This window comes from Stenotrophomonas sp. YJH_SMC_20 (assembly GCF_059367845.1).
The window spans coordinates 33,782-47,271 of the sequence record NZ_JCAFRG010000012.1; the positions used below are offsets into that span (position 1 = coordinate 33,782).

The window sequence follows — 13,490 nt, forward strand, 5'->3', positions numbered from 1 at the left end:
GTTCCTCAGGCGGTGGCAGGGGTGGGAACGTCGGTGCTGTTGTGGGCGGTGGCCTGGCGCTGGCGCAGCAGGCGGTTGGCCACATCCAGCCAGGCCAGCGCGGAGGCTTCGATGATGTCCTTGCTGGTGCCGGTGCCGTCGTACTCCACGCCTTCGTGGCGCACGCTCAGGTTGGCCTCACCGCGCGCATCGGCGCCGATGCCGACGCTGTGCACGTGGTAGCTGTCCAGCATCAGCTGCACGCCGGTGGCGGCCGACAGCGCGCCGAACAGCGCATCGACCGGGCCATCGCCCTGCGCGGTCTCGGCCACGCGGTTGCCGTCCGGGTCGGACAGTTCGACCAGCGCGTTGGCGCGGCTGCCGACATCGCTGATGGTCATCGAGGCCAGGCGGTAGCCCTGCGCGTTGGAGCCGCCCTGCATCAACGTCTGCAGGTCGGCATCGGTGACCACGCGCTGCTGTTCGCACAGGCCCTTGAACTGCTCGAACACCAGTTTCAGTTCGTCTTCGTCCAGCCAGAAGCCCAGCGCACGCAGGCGCGCTTCGACGGCGGCGCGACCGCTGTGGCGGCCCAGCACCATCTGCGAATCCTCCCAGCCCACGTCTTCCGGACGCATGATTTCGTAGGTGCCGCGATGGCGCAGCATGCCGTGCTGGTGGATGCCCGATTCGTGGGCAAAGGCATTGGCACCGACGATGGCCTTGTTGCGCTGTACCGGCATGCCGACCAGGCGCTGCAGCAGCTGCGAGGTGCCGACGATGCGCGGGGTGTTGATCGAACTGTCCTGCTCGTAGAAGGCCTGGCGCACCTTCAGCACCATCGCGATCTCTTCCAGCGAGCAGTTGCCGGCGCGCTCGCCGATGCCGTTGATGGTGCACTCGACCTGGCGCGCGCCACCTTCGATGGCGGCCAGCGAGTTGGCCACGGCCAGGCCCAGGTCGTTGTGGCAGTGCGCGCTGAAGATCACATTGGCGGCGTTCGGAACGTCGGCCACGCCGGCGATGACCTGCTGGAACATCGCGCGGATTTCTTCCGGCGTGGTGAAGCCGACGGTGTCGGGCAGGTTGATGGTAGTGGCGCCGGCGGCAATGGCCACGCGCGAGACTTCGATCAGGTAGTCCAGCTCGGTGCGGGTGGCATCCTCGGCCGAGAATTCGACATCGTCTATGTACGAGCGTGCCAGCGATACATGCTTGCGTACCGATTCCAGTACCTGCTCGCGGGTCATCCGCAGCTTGTGTTCGCGGTGCAGCGGGCTGGTCGACAGGAACACGTGCAGGCGCGGGTTGGCCGCGGCTTCCAGTGCACGTGCCGAGGTCTCGATATCGGCCTGCAGGCAGCGCGACAGCACCGCCAGGCTCAGGCTCGGTCGGCGCAGTTCGCGGCCGATCAGTGCCATCGCCTCGCGGTCGGACTGCGAGCTGGCCGGGAAGCCGGTTTCGATGATGTCCACACCCAGTTCGTCCAGCGCACGCGCCATCACCAGCTTCTGCGGTGGGCTCATGCTGCAGCCGGGGGACTGCTCGCCGTCACGCAGGGTGGTGTCGAAGATGCGGATGCGCGGGGTGGTAATTCGTTCGATGGTGGTCACAGGGAAATCTCCTCGACAGCGGGTGCGACGGCTTGCAGGGGGGTAGGGGAAGAGGTGGGCGAAGCGTTGGCGCTGGCCTTGCCCGGCGAGCGCGGCGTTTCGCTGCGACGTCGCCGTGGCTTGCGCGGCGGACGCGGCCGGATGTCGGTAAGCAGGCCGGCCAGCACGCCGGCATCGATGTTGCCGCCGGACACCACCGCGCACTTGCGGCGGCCGGCGACGCGGCGGCCGGCGGCCAGCGCCAGCGCGCCGGCGCCCTCGGCGATGATGTGTTCTTCCAGTGCCAGCCGGACCAGGGTTTCGCGCAGTTCGGCTTCGCGCACGATCACCACATCGTCCAGCAGCGAGGTGCACAGGCGGCGGGTCAGGAAGCCGGGGATCTTCACCCGCACGCCGTCGGCCAGCGAGGCGACGGGGGTGATCTCGCGGGCATCGCCGCGAATCGCACGTGCCATCGAATCAACGCCTTCCACCTGCGCGCCGACCACGCGCACGCCCTGTGATTTCAGTGCCAGTGCAACGCCGGAGGCCAGGCCACCGCCACCGATCGGCACGATCACCACGTCCGGCGCGTGCGCGGCCAGCTCGATGCCCACCGTGCCCTGGCCGGCAATCACATCGGCATCGTCGAACGCGGACAGGAAACGGTAGCCGTGGCGCTGCGCCAGTTCGACCGCGAAGGCGTAAGCCTCGTCATAGCTGGTACCGTGCTGGCGCACGGTGGCGCCCCAGTGGGCGACGCCGGCAATCTTGGTGGCGGGTGCACCATGGGGCATCACAGTGATGGCCGGCACGTCCAGGCGGTAGGCCGCCCACGCCACGCCCTGGGCATGGTTGCCGGCCGAGGCGCAGATCACCGGCCGGGTATCGCCGCGCTCGCGGCCGGCCAGCAGCGCGTTCAACGCGCCGCGTACCTTGTAGGACCCGGTGCGCTGCAGGTTCTCCAGCTTCAGCCAGGTACCGAAGCGCTCGGCGTGGTGCAGCGGGGTGGGCGGCAGGAAGCGGCGCAGGCGGGCCTGCGCTGCCAGGACGTCGGCAACGCTTACGTCGCCGGCATCGCTTTCCTGGCTGGTGTCAGCGGCCGGCATGGGCCACCAGCGCGGTGCGGGCGACCGCCGCATGCGGGCACGGGCGGCGAAGAAGACGCCTCCGTACCGGCACCGTGGTCGCTACGGTACGGGTGTTCATGGCGATACTCCTTCCACGGCGGTGACCTGTACGGACACGCAGTCGTAGATCTTCTCGATCTGCCGGCACAGCGTTTCCGCCGGGCGCTGGCCATCCACGACCAGCTGCAGGTGCCAGCGGCCATCGTCGGCAGCTACCGGCGCGCCGCTGATCGCACGCGGCGCGAAGCCGCGACGTTCGGCCATGCCGATCACGCGCAGCAGCGCGCCTTCGGCCGGGTGCAGCACCAGGTCAAGCCGGTATTGCATTGGGGGTCTCCTGGCGGGCATGGGCGGGGTTGCTTTCCAGCATCGTGCTGTTGGCGGTGTTCGGCGGCACCAGCGGCCACACGTTGGCGCGTGCATCGATGGCCACGTGCAGCAGGGCCGGGCCCGGCTCGGCCAGCAGCGCGGCCAGGCCGCCTTCCACGTCGTCGCGGTTGTCGATGCGGGTGGCGGCGATGCCGAACACCTGCGCCAATGCCACGAAGTCCGGGTTGTCGGACAGGTCGATCTCGCTGTAACGCTCGGCGAAGAACAGCTCCTGCCACTGCCGCACCATGCCCAGCGAACTGTTGTCCAGCAGCACGATCTTCACCGGCAGGCGGCAGCGGGCGATGGTCGCCAGCTCCTGCACGTTCATCATGAAGCTGCCATCGCCGGACACCAGCACCACGGTGCGGTCGGGGCAGGCAAACTGCGCACCCATCGCCGCCGGCAGGCCGAAGCCCATGGTGCCCAGCGCGCCGCTGGTCAGGTGGTTGCGCGGGTGGTTGAAGCGGCAGTGCTGGGCCACCCACATCTGGTGCTGGCCGACATCGCAGGCGATCACCGCATCGGCCGGGGCCAGCTCGCTCAGGCGCTTCAGCAACGCCGGTGCGTAGATGTGCTGGCCCGGTGCGTCGTAGCGTGCGGCGAAGCGATCGCGATGCTGCGCACAGCGCTTGCGCCACGCCTCCTGGTGGGCCTTGGGGGAGGGGAAGGCCGCACGCAGGGCGCGGATGGCGTGACCGACGTTGCCAGGCACGGCGACATCGGCGCTGCGCAGCTTGGAGATCTCGTAGGCGTCCGCATCGATGTGGACCACACGGGCGAACGGGGCGAACTCGGCCAGCTTGCCGGTGGCACGGTCGTCGAAACGCGCCCCCAGCACCAGCAGCAGGTCGCTTTCCTGCACCGCCATGTTGGCCGCGCGAGTGCCGTGCATGCCCAGCATGCCCAGCGACTGCGGATGGCTGGCCGGCAGGGCACCCAGGCCGCGCAGGGTCATCACGGTGGGGATGGCACTGGCCTCGACGAAGTCGCGCAGGTCCTGCACGGCATCGCCCAGCGCGATGCCGCCACCGGCGTAGACCACCGGCTTCTCGGCTGCGGCCAGCGCGGCGATGGCCTCGGCGATGGCGGCCTCGGACGGCGCCGGCGGCGGTTCGACGCTGCTGGGCACATGCGCCGGCAGATGGCTGGCATCGGCCAACTGCACATCCTTGGGCAGGTCGATCAGCACCGGGCCGGGGCGACCCTCACGGGCAATGCGGAACGCATCGGCCACCACGCGCGGCAGGTCATCGACGCTGCGCACCAGCCAGCTGTGCTTGACGATCGGCATCGTCAGGCCGAACACATCCAGTTCCTGGAAGGCGTCGGTGCCCAGCAGCGGCGTGCCGACCTGGCCGGTGATGCAGACCATCGGTACCGAATCGAGCATCGCATCGGCAATGCCGGTGACCAGGTTCGAGGCGCCCGGGCCGGATGTGGCCACGCAGACGCCGACCTGGTTGCTGGCGCGGGCGAAGCCGTTGGCGGCCAGCGCCGCGCCCTGCTCATGGCGTACCAGGATGTGCTTCAGCGACGAATCCACCAGCGCGTCGTAGAACGGCATGATGGTGCCACCTGGATAGCCGAACAGCGTGCGGACGCCTTCGGCCTCCAGCGCCTGGGTCAGCCAGCGCGCGCCGTTGGGCGGCGCGCTGCGATGTGTCGAAGAGTTCATGGGGGAACCTTGCAAAGCGGGTGGGGGAGGGCCGCGCGTTTACGCGGCCTGTCCTTGCAACCAGACCATCTTGGCGCGCAGTTCCTTGCCCACCTTCTCGATCGGGTGCTCCAGGTCGGCCTGCTTGAACCTGTTGTAGTTCGGCAGGCCCGCTTCGTACTCGGCCACCCAGTTCTTGGTGAAGGTGCCATCCTGGATGTCCTTCAGTACTTCCTTCATGCGTTCCTTGGTGCCGGCATCGATCACACGCGGGCCGCTGACGTAGTCGCCGTACTGCGCGGTCTCGGAGATGAACTCCAGCATGCGCGAGATGCCACCTTCGTAGAACAGGTCCACGATCAGCTTCAGTTCGTGCAGCACTTCGTAATAGGCGATTTCCGGCTGGTAACCGGCTTCCACCAGGGTCTCGAAGCCCGCCTGCACCAGCGCCGAAGCGCCACCGCACAGCACCGCCTGCTCGCCGAACAGATCAGTTTCGGTCTCTTCCTTGAAGGTGGTCTGGATCAGGTTGGCGCGGGCGCCACCCAGGCCGGCTGCATAGGCGAGTGCGTACTCGGCGGCCTTGCCGCTTTTGTCCTGGTAGACCGCCCAGATGCACGGCACGCCGCGGCCGATTTCATATTCACGACGGACCAGCGCGCCCGGGCCCTTCGGTGCGACCAGCACCACGTCGAGGTCGTCGCGCGGCTTGATCATGTCGAAATGAACGTTCAGGCCGTGCGCGAACAACAGCACCGCGCCCTGCTTCATGTTCGGTGCCAGCACGTCGTCGTACAGCTTCTTCTGCACCATGTCCGGGGTCAGCACGGCAACCAGGTCGGCGTCCTTCACTGCATCGGCAGGCGCCTTGACGGCGAAGCCATCGGCCTGCGCCTTCACCTCGGTCGGGCCGCCCGGACGCAGGCCTACCACCACGTCGAAGCCGGATTCGCGCAGGTTCAGTGCGTGGGCGCGGCCCTGGCTGCCGTAGCCGATGACGGCGATCTTGGTCTGGGGCAGGTCGTTGGTGCTCATGGGGGAGGTTCCTTGCGGTGGGAAGAAAAAAGAACGGCCGGTCGTCGAGGTGACGTACCGGCCGGTCAGGGGAAAGCGGTGGAGGAGGCGCTGCGCATCGCACAGGCACAGCCACCACGAGGCGTGGTGGTGGTCTGGGGCCGGGCTTTGCACTGAGCGTTGGTCATGGTGGTTGCGTCTGAAACCAGGTCCTGAAATGAAAAAACCCGCACCGGGGCGGGTGCGGGTTTTGATGAGTTCCGGTGTGTTTGTTGCTTACACGCTGGCTCGTCCCGCACCTGGTGGCTGGGTAATAAGTACGAGCACAAGAATCGAACGCAGCGAGGCGGCGCCGGTGTCGGCGGCTTCGATGTGGGTTCGCAGTGGCGTGTTGTGATGCAACATGTGATCGAGAGAAACACAGCCGTTTTGGCGGTGTCAACCCTCGCGACGGTTTTTTTATCGGTTTCCAGTGAATCCAGCGCAATCGCTTGCGGCACAAGGATGGTTGCTGCTGAAAGTGTTTCGGTGAACCCGAATTCACTCCTTTCTGGGCGGTTTTTGCGCGGAATCCGTTGGATTCTTCCACCCCAGGATCAACGTCCATGACGTCTGTCCGATACCGCGTGAAGGCCGCAGCGGCGAAGATCGGGGAACCACCCGTCCATCGGAACCCGACCGTGTCCCGACGCCTTGCCCGTTCCCTGATCGCCGCCGCCGTGCTGGCTGCCGTGCCCGCGCTGTCCTTTGCCGCCGACCGCATTACCGGCCACACCTTCGCCACCCGTTCGGAGGTGATCGCCCCCCATGCGATGGCCGCCACCTCGCAGCCGCTGGCCACCCAGATCGCGCTGGACGTGATGAAGGGCGGTGGCTCGGCGGTGGATGCCGCCATCGCGGCCAACGCAGCGCTGGGCCTGATGGAGCCCACCGGCAACGGCATCGGCGGCGACCTGTTCGCCATCGTCTGGGACCCGAAGACGCAGAAGCTCTATGGCTACAACGGCTCGGGGCGCTCGCCGAAATCGCTCACCCTGGCAGAGTTCCAGCGCCGTGGCCTGAAGGACATCCCGGCCACCGGCCCGCTGCCGGTGTCAGTACCTGGCGCGGTCGATGGTTGGTTCGCGCTGCACGAACGCTTCGGCCGCAAGCCAATGGCCGACAACCTGGCGCCGGCCATCCGCTACGCCCGCGAGGGCCACCCGGTGGCCGAAGTGATCGCCTACTACTGGGACCGCTCGGTGCCGAAGTTGTCGCAGTACCCGGGCTTCAAGGAGCAGTTCACGATCAACGGCAATGCCCCGCGCAAGGGCGAGATGTGGAAGAACCCGAACCTGGCCAGCACCCTCCAGAAGATCGCCGCCGGCGGGCGCGACGCCTTCTACAAGGGTGACATCGCCCGCACGATCGGTGATTACTTCAAGGCCAACGGTGGCTACCTGAGTTACCAGGACATGGCCGACCACCATGGTGAATGGGTCGAGCCGGTCAGCAGCAACTACCGTGGCTACGACGTGTGGGAGCTGCCGCCGAACAGCCAGGGCATTGCCGCGCTGCAGATACTCAACGTGCTGGAAGGCTACGATTTCTCGAAGATCCCGTTTGGTTCACCGGAGCATGTGCACCTGTTCGTTGAAGCGAAGAAGCTGGCCTTCGCCGACCGTGCACGCTTCTACGCCGACATGGCGTTCCAGCCGGCGCCGGTGCAGAAGCTGATCTCCAAGGAGTACGCCGCGCAGCGTCGTGCGCTGATCTCGATGGACAAGGCGTTGAAGGAAGTGCAGCCGGGCACACCGAAGCAGCTGGAGGAGGGCGACACGATCTACATGACCGTGGCCGACGCCGACGGCATGATGGTCTCGCTGATCCAGTCCAACTACCGCGGCATGGGCAGCGGCATGGCGCCGCCGGGGCTGGGCTTCATCCTGCAGGATCGTGGCGAGATGTTCGTGCTGCAGAAGAACCATCCCAACGGCTACGCACCGGGCAAGCGCCCCTTCCAGACCATCATTCCGGCGTTCATTACCAAGGGTGGCAAGCCGTATGCCAGCTTCGGCGTGATGGGCGGCGCGATGCAGCCGCAGGGCCACGCGCAGATCGTGATGAACCTGGTGGACTTCGGCATGAACCTGCAGGAAGCCGGTGATGCGCCGCGCATCCAGCACGAAGGCTCGACTGAACCGACGGGTCAGGCCACGGCGATGACCGACGGTGGTGAAGTGAATCTGGAAACCGGCTTCCCGTACGAGACGGTGCGCGCGCTGATGCGCAAGGGGCATCGCATCGTGTTCGCCGACGGCCCGTATGGTGGCTATCAGGCGATCATGCGCGATCCCGAGACCGGGGTGTACTACGGTGCTTCGGAGAGCCGCAAGGATGGGCAGGCGGCGGGGTATTGAGGTTTCCCGGCCACCGGGCAGGGCCCCCTCTGCGGTGATGGCAGCGATACGGGGCTTAGCCGGGCGGGTGGATCGTCTGGGGGCCGCTGCAAGTACGTCCATGTAAGCTCGGTCGCCGCTTGCTCGTGTGCACTGTCCTGCGCACACGGCAAGACCGGGGTTGGGCATCCGGCCCAACCCGCCCGAGGCATGCCTCGGGCCCATGCGGCTCACGCCCCCAGCCAACCCACCCGCCCGGCCACGGACAGTTTCCGTGTCCGTCACCGCAGGAAAAGAAAAAAGAAGAGCAAGAGCAAAGGCAAAGGCAAAGGCAAAGGCAACAGCCGCGCGCTGTGTGTTGGGGTCGGACCCGTTTTCCGAAGGAAAACGGATCCGACCCCTTCTTGTTTTCCGATACACCTGATCCACGCATGGCGTGGATCTACTGCGGTCACCGGGAAATTGTCGGAGGCGGGGAGGGGGCCGATGGCGGGACCGTCCACGGCATGGATGCCGTGGCCGAGCTTACAGGGACGTACTTGCGGCGTGTCCCGCCATCGGCCCCCTCACCGCCAGACCAGCAGAAATCCAGAGCCGCTTTTGAAGTTGTTGTTGCCGTTGCTTGAAAAAAGCGGTGCAGCCGCAGGCTGCAAAACCCCCTCAATCCTGATCGTGCGCGCGTGCGGCCTCGGCCTGCGTCTCTTCCTGCGCCGCCATCTCGCGTGCGATCCACGCATCGATCATGTGCCGCTGCCGCTGCGCCTGCCGTCGCTCACGCGTGTACTCCTGGTCGAGCACGCGGTACAGCGACACCATCACCAGCACCATCAGCAGCGCGAATGGCAACGCCGCAATCGTGATCATGCCCTGCAGTGCATCCAGGCCACCGGCCAGCAGCAACGCCGCTGCGATCAACGCCACCGCGATGCCCCAGGCCAGCTTGCGCTTCAACGGAGGATCGCCTGCTTCGTCAGTGGACATGCTGGCCAGAACCAGTACCGCCGAGTCGGCCGAAGTTACGAAGAAGATCATCAGCAGTACCAGTGCGATGCACGACAGCAACAGCGGCAGCGGCATGCTGTCGAACAAGGTGAACAGCACCGTCTCGTAGCCATTGCCCAGCGCCTGCACCAGGTCGGCATGGCCGAAGATCTGCGCCCACAGCGCGGTGCCGCCGAACACCGCGAACCAGAAGAAGCCCAGCAGCGTCGGCGCGAGCACTACGCCGATCACGAACTCGCGCACGCTGCGGCCGCGCGAGATGCGTGCGATGAATGAGCCCACGAACGGTGCCCACGAGATCCACCAGGCCCAGTAGAAGATTGTCCAGTCCGCCACCCAGGTGCTGCCGGAGAACGGTGACATGCGCAGGCTCATTGTCACCAGCTGGTTGAGGTAGGAGCCCAGCGTGGTGGTGAACGTATCGAAGATGAAGCCGGTCGGCCCCAGCACGAGCAGGATGGCTGCCAGCAGGGCAGCCAACGCCAGGTTGAAATTGGACAGCCACTTCACACCCCGCTCCACGCCACTGGCGGTGGACGCCATATACAGCACGAAGGCGACGGCAATGATGGTCATCTGCACTGGGACGGTAGCCTGCACGCCGAACACGCGCTCGATGCCGGCGGCGATCTGGATGGTGCCGAAGCCCAGCGTCGTCGCGACACCGATCGCGGTGGCGACCACTGCAGCGATGTTGACCACCCGACCGATCCAGCCGCGATGATGGCGGCCGATGATCGGCTGCAGCATGTCGCTGACCAGGCCACGGCCGTTGCGGTTGAACTGGAACCAGGCCATTGCCAGCCCGATCAGCGCGTAGATGGCCCACGGGTGCAGGCCCCAGTGGAAGAATGCATAGCGCATCGAGGCGCGTGCCGCATCCAGGCTCTGCGGAGCAAGCCCTTCCGGCGGCTTGCTGAAGTGCGAAATGGGCTCGGCAGCGCCCCAGAACACCAGGCCGATGCCCATGCCGGCGGCGAACAGCATCGACATCCAGCTGGCCCGCGAGAACTCCGGCTCGGCGTCTTCGCCACCGATGCGCAGGTTGCCGAAGCGTCCGAAGGCCAGGTACATCAGGAACACCAGGGCCAGGAACACCACCAACAGGTACAGCCAGCCGATACCGCGGATGAGTTCGCCGAGGATGCTCTGCACCACGGTATTGAAGGGGCCAGGTGCAATACCGGCAAGCAGCACCAGCAGCAGAACCAGTGCGATGGAAACGCGAAACACCATGAAGGAGCTTCTCCGATCAAGGGATTGAGGGGAGCGAGCAGAGCTTGCAGCGAAGGGCCGGCGGCATGCAGCGCGAACCGGGCAGGGGCCGCGTCGGCGGCGAAGGAAGCATCGGTCGCGGGAGCGCGACGGACGTGCACGTTACTGAACGCGACGTCATGGTTCTGTTAACGAATAGCGATTGGGGTCAGATCCGGAAGCGGGCGGTCTATGCTCTAATGCACGCCAAGAAGCGGGGGTACCGAGGCCACGTGGCCACGGTTGAGACAGTCCCTTGGAACCTGATCCGGCTCATACCGGCGTAGGGAAGCTTTGCAATGCAGCCGTGCCCGGACTCCGCCCAAGGAGCGTCCGGGCGCGGTCGCAGTGCGCCGCCGCTTCGTCCCTGACCTTCCTGGACGATGCCCGATGAACGCACAGCTCTCCGCCCTGCAGCAACAGGCCCAGCAACTCTCCGAATCCGTGACCCGGCCCATTCCCGGCTCGCGCAAGATCCACGTGCCCGGTTCGCGCCCGGATCTGCAGGTGCCGATGCGGGAGATCGCGTTGACCCGCACCCCGACGCTGTTCGGCGGCGAAGAGAATGCACCGGTCACGGTCTACGACACGTCCGGCCCCTACACCGATCCGGACGCGCGTATCGATCTGTCCGCCGGGCTGCCGGCACTGCGTCGCGGCTGGGTGGAGGAACGTGGCGATACCGAGCAGCTCGAAGGCCTGAGTTCGTCGTTCGGGCGTGATCGCGAGCACGACCCGAAGCTCGCTGCCGTGCGCTTCCCCGCCCGCAGCCTGCCGCGCCGTGCACGGGCAGGCGCGAACGTCACCCAGATGCACTATGCGCGGCGCGGCATCATCACGCCGGAAATGGAATTCGTTGCCATCCGCGAGAACCAGCGGCTGGAGACGATCCGCGATGCGGGCCTGCTGCAGCAGCACCCGGGCGAGGCGTTCGGCGCCTCGATCCAGAAGATCATCACTCCGGAGTTCGTGCGGGATGAAATCGCGCGCGGCCGCGCCGTGCTGCCCAACAACATCAACCATCCGGAAAGCGAGCCGATGATCATCGGCCGCAACTTCCTGACCAAGATCAATGCCAACATCGGCAACAGCGCCGTTTCCTCGGGAATCGCCGAGGAGGTAGAGAAACTGGTGTGGGCGATCCGCTGGGGCGGTGACACCGTGATGGACCTGTCCACCGGCAAGCACATCCATGAAACCCGCGAGTGGATCATCCGCAACTCGCCGGTGGCGATCGGTACGGTGCCGATCTACCAGGCGCTGGAGAAGGTCGACGGCCGCGCCGAAGCACTGACCTGGGAGATCTTCCGCGACACACTGATCGAGCAGGCCGAGCAGGGCGTGGACTACTTCACCATCCACGCTGGCGTGCTGCTGCGCTACGTGCCACTCACCGCCAAGCGCGTGACCGGCATTGTCAGCCGGGGTGGCTCGATCATGGCCAAGTGGTGCCTGGCGCACCACAAGGAGAATTTCCTCTACACGCATTTCGAAGACATCTGCGAGATCATGAAGGCCTATGACGTGACCTTCTCGCTGGGTGACGGCCTGCGCCCGGGCTGCATCGCCGATGCCAACGACGCCGCGCAGTTCGGTGAGCTGGAAACGCTGGGTGAGCTGACGAAGATCGCCTGGAAGCATGATGTGCAGACCATGATCGAAGGCCCCGGCCATGTGCCGATGCAGCTGATCAAGGAGAACATGGACAAGCAGCTGCGCGAGTGCGGCGAGGCGCCGTTCTATACGCTGGGCCCGCTGACCACCGACATCGCGCCGGGCTACGACCACATCACCAGCGCGATCGGTGCGGCGATGATCGGCTGGTTCGGCACGGCGATGCTCTGCTACGTGACGCCGAAGGAGCACCTTGGCCTGCCCAACCGCCAGGATGTGCGCGACGGCATCATGGCCTATCGCATTGCCGCGCACGCAGCCGACCTGGCCAAGGGGCATCCGGGCGCGCAGGTGCGCGACAACGCGCTGAGCAAGGCACGTTTCGAGTTCCGCTGGGAAGACCAGTTCCACCTCGGCCTGGATCCGGAGAAGGCCAAGGAGTTCCATGACGAGACGCTGCCGAAGGATGCGCACAAGCTGGCCCACTTCTGCTCGATGTGCGGCCCGCACTTCTGTTCGATGAAGATCACCCAGGATGTGCGTGACTACGCCGAAGCCGGCATGAAGGAGAAGTCGGCGGAGTTCCGCGCGGCCGGTGCCGAGGTCTATCGCCAGGGGTGACGCGGAAGCGGGGGTGCCGGCCAGCGGCCGGCACTACCGCTCATCACGCCGCTCCCGGCTATCCTCCGCCCATCTCCCTGGGGAAAGGACGCCATGCCTGTTGCCATCACCACCCGTTGGCTGGCCATTGCCCGCCGTCATCCTTCGGCCTGGCTGTTGGGCGCCCAGCTGATCGCGGTGCTGCTGTACCCCGCGCTGGATGACACCGCTGCGGGCCGCGCGGCGCTGGGCATGTTCGGCATGGCGGTACTGGGCCTGGCGTTGTGGGTGGTGCAACGCAGCCCGCTGGGCACCTGGCTGGCACTGCTGCTGGCCATTCCCTCGGTGGTGTTCTCGCTGGCCGGTGCACTGCTGGACCGCACTGCGCTGCTGACCACCGCGCAACTGCTGGAGAGCCTGCTGTACTTCTATACGGCCGGTGCGCTCATTGCCTACATGCTCCAGGACCATAAAGTCACCCGCGATGAACTGTTCGCCGCAGGCGCCACATTCACGCTGCTGGCCTGGGCCTTCGCATTTGCTTTTGCCGTGTGCCAACAATGGTATCCGGGCAGTTTCCAAGGCTCCGGCGGCGGTGCACAGCGCACCTGGATGGAACTGCTTTATCTGAGCTTCAGTTTGCTCTCGGGTGTTGGCTTGAGCGACGTAGTACCCCTGCATCCGCAGGCGCGTGCCCTGGTCATGCTGGAGCAGTTTTCAGGCGTGATGTACGTGGCTTTGGTGGTTTCGCGACTGGTCGGATTGACCATGCTGCGGCGCGTGTGAAAATGAACGCCAGATAAAAATTCCGCGCCCCGCAGGGCGCGAATGGTGCAGCAAATTATGTGAATGCGTCGGCGAGAGAGAGCCTGGATGTCGACCACGCGATAGGCGAGGTAAC

At 66.1% G+C, this 13,490-nt stretch carries 9 protein-coding genes and 1 riboswitch; of the genes, 3 read left to right on the forward strand and 6 right to left on the reverse strand.

Annotated elements, in window-relative coordinates:
- Positions 1 to 5 precede the first annotated feature (5 nt).
- The 5 genes from AC5P6A_RS17865 to ilvC form a co-directional block, all read right to left on the reverse strand.
- Positions 6 to 1,592 carry a 2-isopropylmalate synthase gene (locus AC5P6A_RS17865; RefSeq protein WP_155030084.1) on the reverse strand — a complete coding sequence of 529 codons (1,587 nt, stop codon included), beginning with the start codon at positions 1,590 to 1,592 and terminating at the stop codon, positions 6 to 8.
- Positions 1,589 to 2,680, reverse strand: coding sequence for a threonine dehydratase (locus AC5P6A_RS17870; protein WP_180877781.1), 1,092 nt, complete (start codon positions 2,678 to 2,680; stop codon positions 1,589 to 1,591). The genes AC5P6A_RS17865 and AC5P6A_RS17870 overlap by 4 nt, the downstream gene beginning before the upstream one ends.
- 96 nt (positions 2,681 to 2,776) lie before the next feature.
- Complete coding sequence (locus AC5P6A_RS17875) at positions 2,777 to 3,028, reverse strand: ACT domain-containing protein (protein ID WP_005410947.1); 252 nt, start codon at positions 3,026 to 3,028, stop codon at positions 2,777 to 2,779.
- Complete coding sequence (gene ilvG / locus AC5P6A_RS17880) at positions 3,012 to 4,748, reverse strand: acetolactate synthase 2 catalytic subunit (protein WP_180877782.1); 1,737 nt, start codon at positions 4,746 to 4,748, stop codon at positions 3,012 to 3,014. Before ilvG ends, AC5P6A_RS17875 begins: the two co-directional genes overlap by 17 nt.
- A gap of 39 nt (positions 4,749 to 4,787) precedes the next feature.
- Positions 4,788 to 5,762, reverse strand: coding sequence for a ketol-acid reductoisomerase (gene ilvC, locus AC5P6A_RS17885; protein WP_164145202.1), 975 nt, complete (start codon positions 5,760 to 5,762; stop codon positions 4,788 to 4,790).
- Positions 5,763 to 6,421: 659 nt separating this feature from the next.
- Here ilvC and ggt point away from each other — a divergent pair.
- Positions 6,422 to 8,140, forward strand: a complete 1,719-nt coding sequence (ggt, locus tag AC5P6A_RS17890) for a gamma-glutamyltransferase (protein WP_346715176.1) — start codon at positions 6,422 to 6,424, stop codon at positions 8,138 to 8,140.
- 639 nt (positions 8,141 to 8,779) lie between these two features.
- Here ggt and AC5P6A_RS17895 read toward each other — a convergent pair.
- On the reverse strand, positions 8,780 to 10,357 hold the full coding sequence (locus tag AC5P6A_RS17895) for a BCCT family transporter (protein ID WP_049413309.1): 1,578 nt from the start codon (positions 10,355 to 10,357) through the stop codon (positions 8,780 to 8,782).
- Between the two features lie 224 nt (positions 10,358 to 10,581).
- Positions 10,582 to 10,683, forward strand: a riboswitch (TPP riboswitch).
- 82 nt (positions 10,684 to 10,765) lie between these two features.
- On the opposite strand from AC5P6A_RS17895, the gene thiC reads away from it, so the two are divergent.
- Both thiC and AC5P6A_RS17905 read left to right on the forward strand, forming a co-directional pair.
- On the forward strand, positions 10,766 to 12,610 hold the full coding sequence (thiC, locus tag AC5P6A_RS17900; protein ID WP_346715177.1) for a phosphomethylpyrimidine synthase ThiC: 1,845 nt from the start codon (positions 10,766 to 10,768) through the stop codon (positions 12,608 to 12,610).
- Positions 12,611 to 12,703: 93 nt separating this feature from the next.
- On the forward strand, positions 12,704 to 13,375 hold the full coding sequence (locus AC5P6A_RS17905; protein ID WP_019662036.1) for an ion channel: 672 nt from the start codon (positions 12,704 to 12,706) through the stop codon (positions 13,373 to 13,375).
- The last annotated feature ends 115 nt before the right edge of the window (positions 13,376 to 13,490 follow it).

What these genes read in the sequence shown, in the direction of transcription:
- AC5P6A_RS17895 (WP_049413309.1), bottom strand. Translation starts at nt 10,357, where the DNA reads ATGGTGTTTCGCGTTTCCATCGCACTGGTTCTGCTGCTGGTGCTGCTT.
- AC5P6A_RS17870 (WP_180877781.1), bottom strand. Translation starts at nt 2,680, where the DNA reads ATGCCGGCCGCTGACACCAGCCAGGAAAGCGATGCCGGCGACGTAAGC.
- ilvC (WP_164145202.1), bottom strand. Translation starts at nt 5,762, where the DNA reads ATGAGCACCAACGACCTGCCCCAGACCAAGATCGCCGTCATCGGCTAC.
- ilvG (WP_180877782.1), bottom strand. Translation starts at nt 4,748, where the DNA reads ATGAACTCTTCGACACATCGCAGCGCGCCGCCCAACGGCGCGCGCTGG.
- thiC (WP_346715177.1), top strand. Translation starts at nt 10,766, where the DNA reads ATGAACGCACAGCTCTCCGCCCTGCAGCAACAGGCCCAGCAACTCTCC.
- AC5P6A_RS17875 (WP_005410947.1), bottom strand. Translation starts at nt 3,028, where the DNA reads ATGCAATACCGGCTTGACCTGGTGCTGCACCCGGCCGAAGGCGCGCTG.
- AC5P6A_RS17905 (WP_019662036.1), top strand. Translation starts at nt 12,704, where the DNA reads ATGCCTGTTGCCATCACCACCCGTTGGCTGGCCATTGCCCGCCGTCAT.